Here is a 16,755-nt window from a genome sequence, read left to right as displayed (position 1 = left end):
CAACTGCAAGATCGCGGGGGAGGGCGGGGCGGGGTGGGTCAGGGGTGGGTGATTTTGATGAGTGCGCCTGGGGTGGCGTTCAGGGTGTCGGCGGCTCGGCCGGTGTTCACCGCCACGGCCACCAGGCCGGCGGAGTCGACGTAGACCACCAGGGTGCCGGGTTCGGCGTCGCCGAACGTGCGGCCGTGCACCGCCTCGTGGCCGTTCACCAGTACCCGGGACGGCAGGCCGTCGAGCAGCGCGCCCGGCGCGGCGAGCTGGACGTTGCCGAAGTGGTCCACGGTCAGCACCTCGGCGCTGAGGCAGCCGGGCTCTGCGCGTACCACCGGTTCCGGCAGCCGGACCAGCGCGCCCGGGTCCACGGCCGGTCCCGCCTCGGCCGGCGGCGCGCCGAGCGCCAGCCGGGCGGCCACCGGCGCGAACACGTCCCGCCCGTGGAACGTGCGGGACACGGCCGGGCCGAGCCAGTCCGGATTGGTCAGCTCCACCGCGGCGGTCACCCCGCCGAGCGCCTCCGCGGCCGGGATCAGCAGCCCGTTGTCCGGCCCCACGAGCAGCCCGCCGGGCGCGGCGAGCGCGATCCCGCGCCGCGCGGTGCCGACACCCGGGTCGACCACCGCCACGTGCACGCCCCACGGCAGGTACGGCACCGTCTGCGCGAGTACCGCCGCGCCCCGGCGTACGTCGGCGGGTGGGATCAGGTGCGTCACGTCGATCACCCGGACGGCCGGGGCGAGCCGGGCCAGCACCCCGTGGCAGGCCGCCACGAACCCGTCGGCCAGCCCGTAGTCGGTGGTCAGCGAGACACAGCTCGGACCGCCGGTCGGCCGCGTCCCGTCCGGTGTCGTGTGCCCCTGGCCCGCGGCGGCGGGACGGCGTTCGTCCGGGCCGCTCACCGGTGGTCCGCCGGGGTCAGGTGCCGGGCCAGGCGCAGTTCGTCGTGCAGCGGGATCCCGTCCGCGCCGACGTGCGGGATCGTCGGCTTGACCGCCCGCGCCCGGTCCACGGCGCCCGAGTCCACAGCGACGATCCGCAGCCCCCGGCGCTGGTAGAAGCGCAGCGCACCCAGGTTGTCGTTGGTGGTGACCAGCCAGATCCGGTCCGCCCCGGCAGCGGCGGCCACCTCCTCGGCGGCGGCCAGCAGGACGCTGCCCGCGCCGTTGCCGGGTGCCGACGCGGCCAGGCTCACCACTTCCAGCCCGTCGGCGTCGACCCGGTACACCAGCGCCCCGGCGAACACGCCTCCGCCGTCGACGGCGACCAGCGCGGGCAGGTCACGCAGGTCGTAGCGGGTGTCGTGGACCACCACGATCGGCCCGCCCCACTCCCGCTCGTGCAACGCCGTCAGCGCGGCGCGGTCCTCGTCGCGCGCCTGGCGTACCCGGATCGAGGCCACCTGCACACCCTACGTTCCCGCACCCGGGACCCCGGGTGGTCAGCCGCGCAGGCGCAGGCCACGCGGGGTGGCGCGGAAACCGGCGGCGGTCAGCGCGTCGCGCAGCGGGGACGCGTTCACGGCCTCGCCGTCGGCGCGTTCCACCGAGATGGCGCCGAGCGCACCGGAGTGCACCGCGTCGGCGAGCGCCTTACCGGCCGCGCCGAGCGTGTCGGTGTCGTCGGTGAACGACAGGATCGTCCGGCCGCCCCGCTCGACGTAGAGCACCAGGTCACCGCCGACGAGCACGACCAGCGCGCCCGCCTTGCGCCCGGCCCGGTGGCCGGTGGCCGGCGCCGCGCCGTCGCCGGAGTCGACCACGCGTTCCGGCCACGGCAGCGCCGCGCCGTACGGGTTCGCCGGATCGGTGGCCGCGAGCACGACAGTCGGCCCGCCCCGGCCCTGGGTGTCGTCGGCGAGCGCCCGGATCCGGTCCACCGCGCCGGGCACCGCGAACTGCGCCGCGCCGAGCCCCTCGACGAAGTAGCCGCGCCGCGCCGCCCCGCGTTCCTCCATCGCGGACAGCACCGGATAGACACCGGCGAAGCCGCCGGTGACCTGCTCGGCGACGACCGCGCCACGGGTCACCACGCCGTGCCGTTCCAGCAGCAGATCGGCCAGGGCGGCGGCCCGGCGGGTGGGGTCGGTGTCGCGTTCGGGCAGCCGCGACCAGCGACCGGCCATGGTGGGCGGGCCGCCCCGGCTGGGCAGCGCCACCCGGCCCGGCCGGCGGTAGCGGGTGCGCGGCGCCGACGGCCGGGACCGGTGCGCCCCACCCGCGCCGAGGGCGGCCCGCAGCGGTGCGAGCGTGTCGTTGGTGAGGTGACCGGCCCAGACCAGATCCCACACCGCGCCGGACAGGGCGGCGTCGTCGGTGGCGCCGACCCGGTCGGACAGCGAGCGGAAGAACAGCGCCTGCCCGTCGGCGAGTGCGTCGAGCACCGACTCGTGCAGCGGGGTCAGCGTCAGCGCCTCGTCCGGCGGTGGGAGCAGCAGCGGCGCGACGTCGGCGTACGCGAGCGTCACCCACCCGTCGCCGCCGGAGATCGCGCCCGCGCCGGCCCACACCACCTCGCCACCGGCGCACAGCTCGTCGAGCTGGGCGGGGGAGTAGTCGGCGACCCGGGCGGGCAGCACCAGGCGTTCCAGCGCGGACGCCGGCACACTCACGCCCTGCAACTGCTCGACGGCGGCGGCGACCGCCTCGACGCCCCTTGCCGACGAGCCGACCTGCTGCCAGCGGGGCAGGAACGCGGCGAGCGCGCGCGGCGGCACCGGTTCGATCTCGCGGCGCAGGGCCGCCAGGGAGCGGCGGCGCAGCAGGCGGAGCACCTCCGCGTCGCACCACTGGGTGCCCACGCTGTCCGGGGCGAACTCGCCGGACACCACCCGGCCGTTCCCGGCGAGCCGGCGCAGCGCCTGCTCCACCACGAAGACGCCGAGCCCGAACCGGGCCGCGCAGGTGGCCGCCGCGAACGGGCCGTGCGTGCGGGCGTAGCGGGCGACCAGGTCGGCGAGCGGATCGGCCACCGGCGCGAGGTAGGCCTCGGCGACCCCGACGGGCAGCGCCACCCCGAGCGCGTCGCGCAGCCGGGCGGCGTCCTCGACGACCACCCAGCGGTCCTCGCCGGCGATGCGGACCCGCAGCACCCGCCGCGCCGCCGCCAGCTCGTCGGTCCAGGACTCCGGCACGCCCCGCTCGGCCAGCTCGGCGCTGCTCAGGTCACCGACCACGCGCAGCAGTTCGACCACGTCCTCCGGGTCGCGTGGCCGCCGCTGGTCGGTGAGCCAGCGCAGTTGGCGTGCGGTCTCGGCGAGCACCTCCGGGTCGAGCAGTTCCCGCAGGTCGACCCGGCCGAGCAGCTCACCGAGCAGCCCGGAGTCGAGCGCCAGCGCGGCGGCCCGCCGCTCGGCCAGGGGGGCGTCGCCCTCGTAGAGGAACGCGCCGACGTACCCGAACAGCAGCGACCTCGCGAACGGCGACGGGCGCCCGGACTCCACCTCGACCAGGCGTACCTTGCGGGCGGCCAGGTCGCGCATCAGCTCGCCGAGGGCGGGCTGGTCGAAGACGTCCTGGAGGCACTCGCGGGCGGCCTCCAGCGTGACCGGGAAGTCGGCGTACTCGCGGGCCACGTCGAGAAGCTGCGCGGCGCGTTGGCGCTGCTGCCACAGCGGCTGCCGCCGCCGCGGATCACGGCGCGGCAGCAGCAGAGACCGCGCCGCGCACTCGCGGAACCGGGACGCGAACAGGGCCGACGTGCCCACCGACTCCTCGACGAGCTGGGCGATCTCGTCCGGCTCGAAGACGACCACGTCGGCGCCGGGCGGGGTTTCGGCGGTGTCCGGCAGGCGCACCACGATGCCGTCGTCGGAGGGCATGACTTGGGCGTCCACACCGTACCGCTCGGCCAGCCGGCGACCGATCGCCAGCGCCCACGGCCCGTTGACCCGGGCGCCGAGCACCGAGTGCACGGCGAGCCGCCAGTCGCCCAGCTCGTCGCGGAACCGTTCGACCACCACCGTCCGGTCGTCCGGCAGCGACCGGGTGGCCGCCTTCTGCTCGCGCAGGTAGTTCATCAGGTTGCCGGCGGCCCAGTCGTCGAGCCCGCCGGCCCGCAGCGCCGCGACCGCGTCGGCGTCGGACTGCCGCAGCAGCGCCCGGACCCGGGCGCCGATCGCCCGGCCCAGCTCGACCGGGCGGCCCAGCTGGTCGCCCTTCCAGAACGGCATCCGGGCGGCCTGCCCGGGCGCGGGGGAGACGAGCACCCGGTCGGGGGTGATCTCCTCGATGCGCCAGGACGACGAGCCGAGCAGGAACACGTCACCGACCCGCGACTCGTAGACCATCTCCTCGTCCAGCTCACCGACCCGCGCGGCCCGCTCGGCGCCGGCCAGGAACACGCCGAACAGGCCCCGGTCGGGGATGGTGCCGCCGCTGGTCACGGCGAGCCGCTGGGCGCCGGGCCGGCCGGTCAGCACGTCGGTGGCGCGGTCCCAGACCAGCCGGGGACGCAGCTCGGCGAACGCGGTCGACGGGTAGCGCCCGGAGAGCATGTCGAGCACCGCGTGCAGCGCCGAGTCGGGCAGCTCCGCGAACGGCGCCGCCCGGCGGACCAGCACCGCCAGGTCGCCGAGCCGCCACGGCTCCAGCGCCACCATCGCGACGATCTGCTGAGCCAGCACGTCGAGCGGGTTGCGCGGATAGTGCAGCTCCTCGATCGCCCCGGCGCCCATCCGCTCGGCCACCACGGTGCAGGAGAGCAGGTCGCCCCGGTGCTTCGGGAAGACGACGCCGCGCGAGACCGCGCCGACCTGGTGCCCGGCCCGCCCGACCCGTTGCAGCCCGGCCGCCACGCTCGGCGGCGCCTCGATCTGCACCACCAGGTCGACGGCGCCCATGTCGATGCCCAGCTCCAGGCTGGACGTGGCGACCACGGCGGGCAGCCGGCCGGACTTGAGCGCCTCCTCGATCTGCTTGCGCTCCTCCCGCGAGACGCTGCCGTGGTGCGCCCGCGCGATCACCGCCGGCGCCCCGGCCGCCGCGCCGGACTGCGCCATCACCTCGGCCGGCTGCCGCGGCGGTCCGACCGGGCCGCCGAACGCTGCCGCCCCCCGCCGTACCCGGCCCCCGTCGCCCGGCTCGCCGCCGGACACCGCGCCGGGCCCGCCGCCGTCGTCGAGCCCGGCCCCGTCGCCGGCCGGCGGGCCGTCGGCGCCGGGCAGCAGATCGGATACGCGCACCGGCTCCCCGCCCCGGGCCACGCGGCTGCCCTCCGGGGCGGACGCCGCCTCCAGCTCCTCGGCGGCCAGCTCGTTGAGGCGGGCGCAGAGGCGTTCGGCGCTGCGCCGGGAGTTGGTGAACACGATCGTGGACCGGTGCGCGCGGATCAGCGCGAACACGCGTTCCTCGACCGCCGGCCAGATCGACGGGCGGCGGGGTGAGAGGCCGCCCAGGTCGTCCTCCGGCGGCTCCTGCTCGTCGAGGCGGGTCATGTCCTCCACCGGGACCTGGACGCTGACCTCGATGGTCTTGTTCGCCGGCGGCTGCACCACGTCGACCGGGCGTGCGCCGCCCAGGAAGCGGGCGCACACGTCGATCGGCCGGACGGTGGCGGACAACCCGATCCGTTGGGCGGGACGCTCCAGCAGCGCGTCGAGCCGTTCCAGGGACAGCGCCAGGTGGGCGCCGCGCTTGGTGCCGGCGACCGCGTGCACCTCGTCGACGATCACCGTGTCGACGCCGCGCAGCGAGTCGCGGGCGGCGGAGGTGAGCAGAAGGAACAGCGACTCGGGCGTGGTGATGAGGATGTCCGGCGGGGTGCGGGCGAAGGCCCGGCGCTCGTCGGCCGGGGTGTCGCCGGTCCGCATGCCGACGGTGATGTCGGGCGGGACCAGGCCGAGCCGGGAGGCGGCCTGGCGGATGCCGGTGAGCGGGGCGCGCAGGTTGCGTTCCACGTCGACGGCGAGCGCCTTGAGCGGGCTGACGTAGAGCACCCGGCAGCGGCGCCGGGGATCGGCCGGCGGCGGCTCCTTGGCGAGCCGGTCGAGCGACCAGAGGAACGCCGCGAGCGTCTTGCCGGAGCCGGTCGGCGCGACGACGAGGGCGTTGCGTGCGGCTGCCACCGAGCGCCAGGCGCCCTCCTGGGCCGGAGTGGGCGCGGCGAACGCCGCGGTGAACCACTCCCGGGTCGCCGCGCCGAACTCCGCCAGCACACCGCCCGAGCGGGTCACCTCGCCCGACCGGGTCACCTCGCCCGACCGGGTCACCTCGCCCGACCGGGTCACCTCGCCCGATGGGGTCACCTCGTCCGCCACGGTCCCATCCTGCCGCGCCGGTGTGACATCCGGCCCGCCGCCGGAGCCGTTCCGTACCGCCTGCGGCAGTCCTCGAATGGAATGGGCGATTATTCCGTTAAGTCTTACTTAACTGCTTGCTTGTGGGCTGCAACATAAAGTAACTTCACTCGCGATGCGGCGTGGGGTGGAGGCGTGGATGACCGTCGAGGACCGAGGTCTGGGTTCCGGAACCGACGTGCTCATCCGCAAGGTCGACAGTCGCCTGGCCGCGCTCCGCGCCGCGCTGCACGGCCCCGATCTCGAACTGGCCGAGGAACTGGCCGCGCGGCTGCGCGAGATGATCCTGGCGACCGCCCGCTCCAGCGCCGCCGACCGAGCCCGCGTCCGGGCCGCCGTGCACTACTTCGTCCAGCGCCGGGAGAGCCGCGACGCCCGGCTGCCGCTGCGCTCCCTGGTCGCCGCCCAGCGCGCCGTCGACCGCGCCGCCCGCCAGCTGGCCACCCCCAACCCCACCCCCTGACCCCCCGCCGCACCCCGCCCTTCCGCCCTCCCGCCGCCCCGGTGATCAAGGAGTTCGTGTCCGGGAGCGCGCCCGATCCCGCCGCAAACTCCTTGATCACCGCCCGAGAGGCCGGGACGGCCGGGACGGCCGGGAAGGCCGGGAAGGCCGGGAAGGCCGGGAAGGCCGGGAAGGCCGGGAAGGCCGGGAAGGCCGGGAAGGCCGGGTGGAGGTAAGGGTGGGTTTTGGGGAAAACGGCCCGGTTCGGTGCCTCTGTGGCGTGTGATCGGTTGTGACACCAGCGTGTTCTGCGCGCTGTCACCTCGACCGGGAGTACGCGTGCTCGTCCTGCTGATCGTGCACCTGGTGGCGGCGCTGCTCGCCCCGCTGCTGGTCCGCCGGTGGGGTCCGCGCGCCTGCCTGCTGCTCGCGCTCGCCCCGGCCGCCACAGCGGTCTGGGCGGCGGCGCACACCGCTGCGGTACGCGACGGCGGCGAGGTCGTCGAGACGTACCCCTGGATCTCGCAGCTCCAGCTCGACGTGGCGCTGCGCGTCACCACGCTGTCCTGGCTGATGCTGCTGCTCGTCGGCGGCGTCGGCGCGCTGGTGCTGGTCTACTCCGCCCGCTACTTCCCGCCCGGGTCGGTCGGGCTGGCCCGGTTCGCCGCCGTCATGGTTGCCTTCGCCGGGGCGATGCTCGGCCTCGTCGTCTCCGACGACCTGCTGCTGCTCTACGTGTTCTGGGAACTGACCACCGTCTTCTCCTACCTGCTCATCGGGCACAGCACCGAGCGCCGCTCCAGCCGGTGGGCCGCCGCGCAGGCGCTCACGGTGACCACGCTGGGCGGGCTGGCCATGCTCGTCGGGTTCCTGCTGCTCGGCCACCACGCCGGGGGCTACCGGTGGTCGGATGTGGCCTCGGCGCCGCTGCCCGGCGGCGGGTACCTGACCGTCGCGGTGCTGCTCATCCTCGCCGGGGCGCTGGCGAAGTCCGCGGTGTTCCCGTTCAACGCCTGGCTGCCGGTGGCGATGGCCGCCCCGACGCCGGTGAGCGCGTACCTGCACGCGGCGGCGATGGTGAAGGCCGGCATCTTCCTCATCGGACTGCTCGGCCCGGTGCTCGCCCCGGTCGACGGATGGCGGCCGGTCACAGTGGTCGCCGGCCTGGTCACGCTCGTCATCGGCGGGTGGGCCGCACTGCGGCAGACCGACCTGAAGCTGCTGCTGGCGTACGGGACGGTCAGCCAGCTCGGCCTGCTCACAGTCGTGTTCGGCGCCGGCACTCCGAAGGCGGCGCTGGCCGGCGTGGCGATGCTGGCCGCACACGCCCTGTTCAAGGCGGCGCTGTTCCTGGTCGTCGGCATCCTCGACCACGAGGCCGGCACCCGTGACCTGCGTGAGCTGTCCGGGGTGGGACGGGCCGCGCCGGTGCTGGCCGTCGTCGCCGCGCTGGCCGCCGCCTCGATGGCCGGGGTGCCGCCGCTGCTCGGGTTCGTCGGGAAGGAGGCGGCGCTCGCCGCGTTCACCGGCGACCCACTGGTCCTGATCGTCCTGGTGGCCGGCAGCGCGCTCACCGTCGCGTACAGCATCCGGTTCCTCTGGGGCGCGTTCGGCACCCGGCCCGGTGTGCCGGACACCGAGCTGGCCCGGCCGCCCGCCGCGATGCTCGTACCCCCGTCGCTGCTCGCCGTGGCCGGGCTCGCCGCCGGTCCGGCCGCCGGGTGGCTGAGCGGCCTGTTCGAGCCGTACGCCGAGCTGTTCGGGCCGGTCGAGGAGCACCTGGCGCTCTGGCACGGACCCACGGCGGCGCTCGGCCTGTCCGCCCTCGTGCTGGCCGGCGGTGTGGTGCTGCACCTGGTCCGCGGCCCGCTGGCGCCCGCGCTGGCGCGGCTGCGCTCGCCGGTGAACGGCAACCAGGGGTACGAGTGGGTGACACACGGCTTCGACCGGCTCGCCATCGAGGTCACCGGCGCCACCCAGCGGGGCTCGCTGCCGCAGTACCTCGGCACCGTGCTGCTCGTGCTCGTGTTCGTGCCGGGCGGGGCGATGCTCGCCACCACGCCGTGGCGGGTCGACCTGGCGCCCTGGGACAACCCGGCCCAGCTCGTGGTCTGCGTGGTGATCGCGGTCGCCGCGCTGCTCGCGGTCGGCGCGCGCCGCCGGCTCACCGCGATGCTGCTCGTCGGCGTGACGGGCTACGGCACCGCGATGATGTTCGTCCTCTACGGCGCGCCGGACGTGGCGCTGACCCAGTTCCTCGTGGAGACCGCGACGATCGCGGTCTTCGTGCTGGTGCTGCGGCGGCTGCCGGAGCGCTTCTCGGCCCGCCCGCTGCGCCGCAGCCGCTGGGTCCGGCGCGGCATCGGGGTCGCCGCCGGCGTCGTGATGGCCGGCCTGGCGCTGGCCGCGGCCGGAGCGCGGCGGGCGCCGTCGATCTCCGCCGACTTCCCGGACCTGGCCCTGGCCGAGGGGTACGGCCGCAACGTCGTGAACGTGACGCTCGTCGACATCCGGGCGTGGGACACGATGGGGGAGATCTCAGTGCTCGTCGTGACCGCGACCGGCGTGGCCAGCCTGATCTACGAGCGTTCCCGCACCGGGCCGCGTCCCCGCCGTCCCCAGCCGGTAGCGGTGCGCGCCGGCGACCGGCGCACGGTGTGGCTGCGCGGCGGGCAGACGCTGCCGGAGCGGCGGCGCTCGATCGTGTTCGAGGTGGTCACCCGGCTGATCTTCCACACCGTCCTGGTCTTCTCGCTGTTCCTGCTCTTCTCCGGGCACAACGCCCCCGGCGGCGGCTTCTCCGGCGGGCTGGTCGCCGGCCTCGCGCTGGCCCTGCGCTACCTGGCCGGCGGCCGGTACGAGCTGGCCGAGGCGGCGCCGGTCGGGGCCGGCACGGTGCTCGGCGCGGGGCTGGGGATCTCGGTCGGCAGCGGCGTGCTCGGCCTGGCGCTCGCCGGCCAGGTGCTCCAGAGCGTGAAGGTCAACCTGTGGCTGCCGGTGGTCGGGGACTTCTACCTGGTCACGTCGCTGTTCTTCGACATCGGCGTCTATCTGGTGGTGGTCGGGCTGGTGCTGGACATCCTGCGCAGCCTGGGCGCCGAGGTGGACCGGCACGTGGAGGCCGCCGGCGAGGCGGGGCGAGGGTTGGTCGTCCAGCGGGAGAGTTCCTCATGACGCGGGGGGCGGCCGGGCCGACGCTGGTGCTGGTGCTGGCGGTCGGGGTGCTCGTCGCCGCCGGTGTGACGCTGCTGCTGGAACGCAGCCTGACCCGGATCCTGCTCGGCATCATCCTGCTCGGCAACGGGGTGAACCTGCTCATCCTGCTCGGCGGGCGGTCCGGCGCCGCCCCGCTCGTGGGCTCCACGTCGCAGGGCGAGATGAGCGACGCGCTGCCGCAGGCCATGGTGCTCACCGCCGTGGTGATCACCTTCGGGTTGACCGCGTTCCTGCTCGCCGTCGCCTACCGGAGCTGGTACACCAGCGGCGACGACGAGGTGCAGGACGACCTGGAGGACCGGCAGATCGTCCGGCTCGCCGAGAGCAACGAGGTGTCCACGGCGGACCTCGGCGGCGAGGGCCCGGACGACGACCCGGAGCAGGTGGATCCGGAGCCGGCCCGCCGGCGGTTGCGCCGGGACGGGGAGAAACCATGAGTGCCCTCGTTCCGCTTCCGGTGGTGGTGCCGCTGCTCGGCGCGGCACTCACCCTGCTGCTGTCCGGGCGGCCCCGGTTGCAGCGGTGGGTGAGCGTGCTCTGCCTGTCCAGCGTCCTGGTGGTGGCGGCGGTGCTGCTGGTGCAGGCGTACCGGTTCGGGCCGGTGGTGGTGCAGGTGGGCGGCTGGCCGACGCCGGTGGGCATCGTGCTGGTGGCGGACCAGCTGGCGGCGCTGATGGTGCTCGTCTCCTCGGCGGTGACGCTGTGCGTGCTGCTCTACTCGATCGGCCAGGGCCGGGGGGAGACCGGTGAGACCGCGCCGGTGAGCATCTTCCACCCCACGTACCTGGTGCTGACGGCGGGCGTGACGAACGCCTTCCTGGCCGGGGACCTGTTCAACCTGTTCGTCGGCTTCGAGATCCTGCTGGCCGCGAGCTTCGTGCTGATCACGCTGGGCGGCACCGAGGTGCGGTTGCGGACCGGATCGACGTACGTGGTGGTCAGCATCCTGTCGTCGCTGCTGTTCCTGTCCGCCGTGGGGCTGGTGTACGCGGCCACCGGCACGCTGAACATGGCGCAGCTCGCCGGCCGGCTGGACGCGCTGCCCTCGGGCGTACGCCTGACCCTGCAACTGACGCTGCTGCTCGCGTTCGGGATCAAGGCGGCGGTGTTCCCGCTGTCGGCGTGGCTGCCGGACAGCTACCCGACGGCGCCCGCCCCGGTGACTGCGGTCTTCGCGGGCCTGCTCACCAAGGTCGGCGTGTACGCGATCATCCGCACCGAGACGCTGCTGTTCCCCGGCGGGCAGGTCGCCACGCTGCTGATGGTGGTGGCCGGGCTGACCATGGTGGTCGGCATCCTCGGCGCGGTCGCCCAGTCGGACCTGAAGCGGCTGCTGTCGTTCACGCTGGTCAGCCACATCGGCTACATGATCTTCGGGGTGGCGCTGAGCAGCGTCGCCGGCCTGTCCGGGGCGATCTTCTACGTGGTGCACCACATCACCATCCAGACCACGCTGTTCCTGGTCGCCGGCCTGGTCGAGGAACGCGCGGGCAGCACCGATCTACGCCGTATCGGCGGCCTGGCCCGGATCGCCCCGATGCTCGGCGTGCTCTTCTTCGTCCCGGCGATGAACCTCGCCGGCATCCCGCCGTTCTCCGGGTTCCTCGGCAAGCTCGGCCTGCTCCAGGCCGGCGTGGCGGCCGGCGGCGCCCTGCCCGCCGTGCTGGTCGCGGCCGGCACGCTGACCAGCCTGCTCACGCTCTACGCCGCCTCCCGGGTGTGGAACATCGCGTTCTGGCGGGAGCCCCGGCTGGCCACCGCCACCCCACCGGCCCGGCTGCCCGGGCTGATGGTCGGGGCGACCACCGCCCTGGTGGCGCTCGGCGTGCTGTTCACGTTGCTGGCCGGGCCGCTGTTCCAGGTCACCGCGGACGCGGCCACCGACCTGCGCGAGCGCACCCCGTACGTGCGGGCGGTCCTGCCCCGGGACGCCCCGTGACCGACGACCTGCCCCCGGGCGCGGGCCCGACCGGCGAGCCCGCGGGCGTACCCCGGGCCGCGCCGGCACCGGACGCGCCGGCGCCGACGGTCGGCCGGGGTGGGCGGCGGCGGGACCAGGCGGTCGCGCTCGCCTGGCTGGTCGTCGCCTGGATGCTGCTGTGGGGCGACGTGTCCTGGGGCAACCTGGTCGCCGGCCTGGTGGTCGGCGTGGCCGTGCTGCTGTTCTTCCCGCTGCCGCCGGTCACGTTCGGCGGCCGGGTACGCCCCCGCGCGCTGCTCGTGTTCGCTGCCACGTTCGTCGTGGAGCTGATCAGCGCCAGCGTGCACGTGGCCGCCGTGGCGCTGCGCTTCGGCTACCGCCCGCGCGGCGCGATCATCGCGGTGCCGCTGCGCGTGCGCACCGATCTCAACCTGGCGCTCACCGCCGAGGTGATCTCGCTGGTGCCGGGCACGCTGATCCTCGACGTCGACCGGGTCGAGGGCGTGCTGTACGTGCACCTGCTCGACGTGCGCGCACCCGAGGACATCACCGCCAGCCGCGAGCGCGTACTCGCCGTCGAACGGCGCATCGTGCGCGCCATCGGATCACCCGACGAGGTACGCCGGCTCGACCTCGAACCCGTGGAACGGAGGAACCACCAGTGACAGTCCTGCTCGCCGTCGCGCTCACCGTGCTGCTCTCGGCCACCGCGCTGCTCGCCCTGGCCCGGATCTACCGCGGCCCGTCCCTGCTCGACCGGGTCGTCGGCGCCGACCTGCTGCTGTCGGCGATGCTCGCCGCGGTGGGGGCGGAGGCAGCGGTGAACCGGCACGCCACCACGCTGCCCGTCCTGGTGGTGCTCTCCCTGCTCGGCTTCATCGGGTCGGTGTCGCTGGTGCGCTTCGCGGTCCGGGCCGAGTCGTGAGTGCGGCCACCCTGGCCGACTGGGTGGGGGGATTCCTGCTGCTGGCCGGGGCGGCGCTGGCCCTGGTCGCCGGCATCGGGCTGGTGCGCTTCCCGGACGTCCTGGACCGGATGCACGCGGCCACCAAGCCCCAGGTGCTGGGCGTCCTGCTGCTGCTCGCAGGGCTGGCGCTGCGTCTGCGTACCCCCTCGGATCTGGGCATGCTGGTCCTGGTGGCGATCTTCCAGCTCTCCACCGCGCCGGTGGCCGCGCAGATGATCGGCCGGGCCGCGTACCGCTCCGGGCGGGTCGACCGCACGCTGCTGGACGCCGACGAACTGGCCGGACGCTGAACCGGACGTGCGGGAGGCTTCCCGGCACCCTCAGCGAACATCCAGCGACCCCCGATAAAATGGGCCGCATGATCGACTCTCCTGCCCCGGAGGGCAGCAGTAGCCGGCCGGGTCATACCCGGCGAATTCCCTCCCCGACGACCCCGGGAGCCCTGAACCTCCCGTGTTGATCCTCGTCGGTCTCCTTCTCATCACCGTTCTCACCGCCGCCACCGGTTACTTCGTGGCCCAGGAGTTCGGTTACGTCGCCGTGGACCGGGGCAAGCTCAAGCAGCTCGCCGACGGTGGCGACCGCGCCGCGGCCCGGGCCCTGGAGGTGACCGGGCGGCTCTCGTTCATGCTGTCCGGCGCGCAGCTCGGCATCACCGTGACCGCCCTGCTCGTCGGTTACGTCGCCGAGCCGTTCCTGGGCGCCGGGCTGGCCGACGTGCTCGGCCTGGCCGGGCTGTCCAGCGCGGTCACGCTGCCGCTGTCGGTGGCGCTCGCCCTGATCATCGCCACAGTGGTGCAGATGGTCCTGGGTGAGCTGGCCCCGAAGAACCTGGCCATCGCGCGGGCCGAACCGCTCGCCCGGGCGCTGTCCCGGTCCACCCTGATGTACCTGAAGATCGCCGGTCCGCTGATCACGCTGTTCGACCGGGCCGCCGTGCGGCTGCTCCGCCGGGTCGGCATCGAGCCGATCGAGGAGCTGCCCAGCGGCGCCACCCCGCAGGACCTGGAACAGATCATCGCCGAGTCCCGGGAGGAGGGGCATCTCGACGCCGAGATGTCCGACCTGCTGGACCGGGGTCTGGACTTCCGGGAGCTGACCGCCGGGGAGGCGATGGTGCCCCGCGTCGACGTGCACACCGTCCGGGCCGACGAGCCGGTCAGCCGGATCGTCGAGCTGCTGGACACCGGCCACTCCCGGTTCCCGGTCAGCGGCGCCGAGGGCGTCGACGACCTGATCGGCGTGGTCGGCATCGCCGACGTGCTCGGGGTGCCCCCGGCGCAGCGCGCGACCACCCGGGTCGACGCGGTGGCCGTACCCCCGTTGCTGGTGCCCGAGACGCTGCCGCTGCCGACGGTGCTGGACCGCCTGCGGTCCGGGCACCGGCAGCTCGCCTGCGTGGTCGACGAGTACGGCGGCTTCGCCGGCGTGATCACGCTGGAGGACCTCGCCGAGGAGCTGGTCGGGCCGATCCGCGACGAGGACGACCCGCCGGACCGCGCCGCCGCGCGGCAGGAGGACGGCTCCTGGGTGGTCCCGGCGCGCTGGCGCATCGACGAGGTCGCCGACAGCACCGGCATCGAACTGCCCGAGGCGCCCGAGTACGACACGCTCTCCGGTCTGGTGATGCGGGAGCTGGGCCGGGTGCCCGAGGTCGGTGACCGGCTGGAGATCCCCGTCGCCACGGACGGCGACGGGCCGGCCGGCGGCCCGCGGGTGCTGGTCGAGGTGCTGGCGGTGGACCGGCACGTGGCCGACTCGGTGCGGCTGCGGCCGACCGCCGACGTGTCCGGGGAGGGTGCCGCATGAGCCCCGGGTTCGCGTTGTTCTTCTCCGTGGTGCTGCTGGCGCTCAACGGGTTCTTCGTGGCCGCCGAGTTCGCGCTCGTGGCGGCCAAGCGGTACCGGCTGGAACAGTCGGCCGCGAGTGGCGGCCGGGCGGCCCGCGCGGCGCTGGACGGCGTCCGCGAGCTGAGCCTCATGCTGGCCGGCGCGCAGCTCGGCATCACGCTGTGCACGCTGGGTCTGGGCGCGCTGGCCGAACCGGCCATCGAGCACCTGCTCAGCCCGCTGCTGCACGCGGTCGGCCTGCCCGCCGCTGCCAGTCACGTGGTCGCGCTGGTGTTCGCGCTGTCGCTCGTGACGTTCCTGCACCTGGTGGTCGGCGAGATGGCCCCGAAGTCGTGGGCGATCACCGACGCGGAGCGTTCGGCGACGCTGCTGGCGCTGCCGTTCCGGGCGTTCGCCCGGATCGTCCGGCCGGTGCTCTCAGTGCTCAACGGGCTCGCGAACGCGATGCTGCGTTTGTTCGGGGTGCAGCAGCAGGACCAGCTGGCCCAGGTGCACGGCCCGGACGAGCTGCGCATCCTGCTGGAGCAGTCCCGGGAGCACGGGCTGCTCGGCGCCGAGCAGCACCAGTTGCTCAGCAGCATGCTGGAGCTCCAGGGCACCACAGTCGCCCAGGTGATGGAGCCGTTCGACCGGATCGTCACGGTGGGCCGGGGCGAGACCGCCGAGCGGATCGAGCACGTGTCCCGCGACAGCGGCCGCTCCCGGCTCGCGGTGGTCGACACCGGTGGCGAGGTGTGCGGCCTGGTGCACGTACGCGAGGCGGTACGCGCCGTCACCACCGGCCGCCCGGCGACCGCGGAGGAGTTGATGACCAACGCCTTCACGTTGCCGGCCGAGGCGTCGGTGACCGAGGCGGTGGCCGCGATGCGGGCGCAGCAGGCGCAGCTCGCGCTGGTGAGCAACGGCGGTGGGCCGACCCGGCCGATCGGTTTCGTCGCGCTGGAGGACCTCCTGGAGGAGGTCATCGGCGAGTTCGACGACGAGACCGACCCGGTGCCGCGAGGCCGCCGGATGCGCTGACCGTCATGATCCGTGCCGGCCCGGCCGAGGTGGGACACCACCTCGCCGGGCCGGCGTCCGTTCCGGCCGCGCATGGCCGGGCGGGCAGCGGGAAAGCCCCGGCATGCGGTTGACCGGCGTGTCGCGGGACTCCGCCTGGACCGGGCTGTCGGTGAGCACCACGGTGCCCAACCCGAGCACCCGGCCGGGCCTGCGCCTGCCGGGCCGGGTGACGCTCGCCGCCGGCGGCTCGGACGTGCCGGTCCGGCACATCCGGCTGGGGCTGGTGACCCAGGTCGAACCGGAGGACCCGGAGGCGCCGCGCCGCCTGGTGCAGTTCCAGACCTGGACGATCGCGGGACGGTTCGTGGTGCCGGCCGGGCGGCGGCGGGCAGTCGACTTCACCGTGCCGCTGCCCTGGGAGTCGCCGGTGACCACGTACGGCGGGGTGCCGTTGCTGAGCCTGCGTACCGGGCTGCGCACCGAGGTGTCGGTGGACCCGGAGGTCGACCAGGGCGCGATGGTGCCGGTGCTGATCCACCCGCTGCCCGCCCAGGAGCACGTGCTCGCCGCGCTGGACACACTCGGCTTCGCGATCCGGCAGGCCGGGCTGCGCGAGGGGCGGCTGCCGGGGGTGGAGCAGACGCTGCCGTTCCAGCAGTGGTACGGGTTCTGGGCCGCCCCGCTCTACGCCGGCCCGATGACCGAACTCGAAATGATCATGCTGACCGACTCGGCCGGCATGGAGGTGCTGCTCTGGGTGGACCGGCGGCTGTCCCTGGCCGGGATCACCCACCAGAGCATCAGCCGGTTCCGGGTCTGGCACGCCGGTGCCGACAAGCGCGACTGGGTGGCCACCGTGGACGGCTGGTTGCGACACGCCATCGACAGGCACGCGGCCGCCGCCGCGCACGCCGACTGGTCGGCCACGATCCGCGAGTCGGCGCACGTCAGCCGTCCCCCCGACCGTCCGGTCGCGCCTGGTTACGGGCTCGGGGGTACGGCCGGCGGCGCGGGCATCGGCGGTGGTGGCGGAGGCGGCGACGGCACGTGAGCGCGTGCGCGTGCGCG

Annotated in this window: 13 protein-coding genes; 10 read left to right on the top strand and 3 right to left on the bottom strand. The window is 74.7% G+C overall.

The window, feature by feature from the left end:
• Positions 1-38: 38 nt before the first annotated feature.
• The 3 genes from Q3W68_RS00885 to Q3W68_RS00875 all read right to left on the bottom strand — a co-directional run bounded on the left by Q3W68_RS00885 (position 39) and on the right by Q3W68_RS00875 (position 6,184).
• The gene (locus Q3W68_RS00885) at positions 39-800 is read right to left on the bottom strand and encodes an S-adenosyl-l-methionine hydroxide adenosyltransferase family protein (RefSeq protein ID WP_302904923.1); all 762 of its coding nucleotides are present in this window, start codon (positions 798-800) and stop codon (positions 39-41) included.
• Between the two features lie 92 nt (positions 801-892).
• Entirely contained in the window at positions 893-1,396 is a 504-nt protein-coding gene (locus Q3W68_RS00880) for a GNAT family N-acetyltransferase (protein WP_302903646.1), read from the bottom strand.
• Between the two features lie 39 nt (positions 1,397-1,435).
• Positions 1,436-6,184 (bottom strand): DEAD/DEAH box helicase, encoded by a 4,749-nt coding sequence (locus tag Q3W68_RS00875; protein ID WP_302904922.1) that lies wholly within the window; start codon positions 6,182-6,184, stop codon positions 1,436-1,438.
• 244 nt (positions 6,185-6,428) lie between these two features.
• On the opposite strand from Q3W68_RS00875, the gene Q3W68_RS00870 reads away from it, so the two are divergent.
• From Q3W68_RS00870 to Q3W68_RS00825, 10 genes are all read left to right on the top strand, one after another.
• On the top strand, positions 6,429-6,752 hold the full coding sequence (locus Q3W68_RS00870) for a hypothetical protein (protein ID WP_030269802.1): 324 nt from the start codon (positions 6,429-6,431) through the stop codon (positions 6,750-6,752).
• Between the two features lie 318 nt (positions 6,753-7,070).
• Positions 7,071-9,905 carry a Na+/H+ antiporter subunit A gene (locus Q3W68_RS00865; RefSeq protein ID WP_302903645.1) on the top strand — a complete coding sequence of 945 codons (2,835 nt, stop codon included), beginning with the start codon at positions 7,071-7,073 and terminating at the stop codon, positions 9,903-9,905.
• Positions 9,902-10,384 (top strand): Na(+)/H(+) antiporter subunit C, encoded by a 483-nt coding sequence (locus Q3W68_RS00860; RefSeq protein WP_302903644.1) that lies wholly within the window; start codon positions 9,902-9,904, stop codon positions 10,382-10,384. The genes Q3W68_RS00865 and Q3W68_RS00860 overlap by 4 nt, the downstream gene beginning before the upstream one ends.
• Entirely contained in the window at positions 10,381-11,886 is a 1,506-nt protein-coding gene (locus Q3W68_RS00855) for a Na+/H+ antiporter subunit D (RefSeq protein WP_302903643.1), read from the top strand. Before Q3W68_RS00860 ends, Q3W68_RS00855 begins: the two co-directional genes overlap by 4 nt.
• Positions 11,883-12,533, top strand: a complete 651-nt coding sequence (locus Q3W68_RS00850; RefSeq protein ID WP_302903642.1) for a Na+/H+ antiporter subunit E — start codon at positions 11,883-11,885, stop codon at positions 12,531-12,533. The genes Q3W68_RS00855 and Q3W68_RS00850 overlap by 4 nt, the downstream gene beginning before the upstream one ends.
• A complete protein-coding gene (locus Q3W68_RS00845) occupies positions 12,530-12,793 on the top strand; it encodes a monovalent cation/H+ antiporter complex subunit F (RefSeq protein ID WP_120571077.1) in 264 nt (87 codons plus the stop codon). Before Q3W68_RS00850 ends, Q3W68_RS00845 begins: the two co-directional genes overlap by 4 nt.
• A complete protein-coding gene (gene mnhG / locus Q3W68_RS00840; protein ID WP_120571076.1) occupies positions 12,790-13,125 on the top strand; it encodes a monovalent cation/H(+) antiporter subunit G in 336 nt (111 codons plus the stop codon). The genes Q3W68_RS00845 and mnhG overlap by 4 nt, the downstream gene beginning before the upstream one ends.
• Positions 13,126-13,288: 163 nt before the next feature.
• Positions 13,289-14,644, top strand: coding sequence for a hemolysin family protein (locus tag Q3W68_RS00835; protein ID WP_302903641.1), 1,356 nt, complete (start codon positions 13,289-13,291; stop codon positions 14,642-14,644).
• Positions 14,641-15,705, top strand: a complete 1,065-nt coding sequence (locus tag Q3W68_RS00830; RefSeq protein WP_302903640.1) for a hemolysin family protein — start codon at positions 14,641-14,643, stop codon at positions 15,703-15,705. Before Q3W68_RS00835 ends, Q3W68_RS00830 begins: the two co-directional genes overlap by 4 nt.
• Before the next feature lie 103 nt (positions 15,706-15,808).
• Positions 15,809-16,738: a sporulation protein gene (locus Q3W68_RS00825; protein WP_302903639.1), complete on the top strand. Its 930-nt coding sequence runs from the start codon at positions 15,809-15,811 to the stop codon at positions 16,736-16,738.
• Positions 16,739-16,755: the final 17 nt, after the last annotated feature.

Source organism: Micromonospora sp. C28ISP2-4, from assembly GCF_030519385.1.
Taxonomy (GTDB): domain Bacteria; phylum Actinomycetota; class Actinomycetes; order Mycobacteriales; family Micromonosporaceae; genus Micromonospora; species Micromonospora tulbaghiae.
This window is presented reverse-complemented; position numbering and strand designations above follow the sequence as displayed.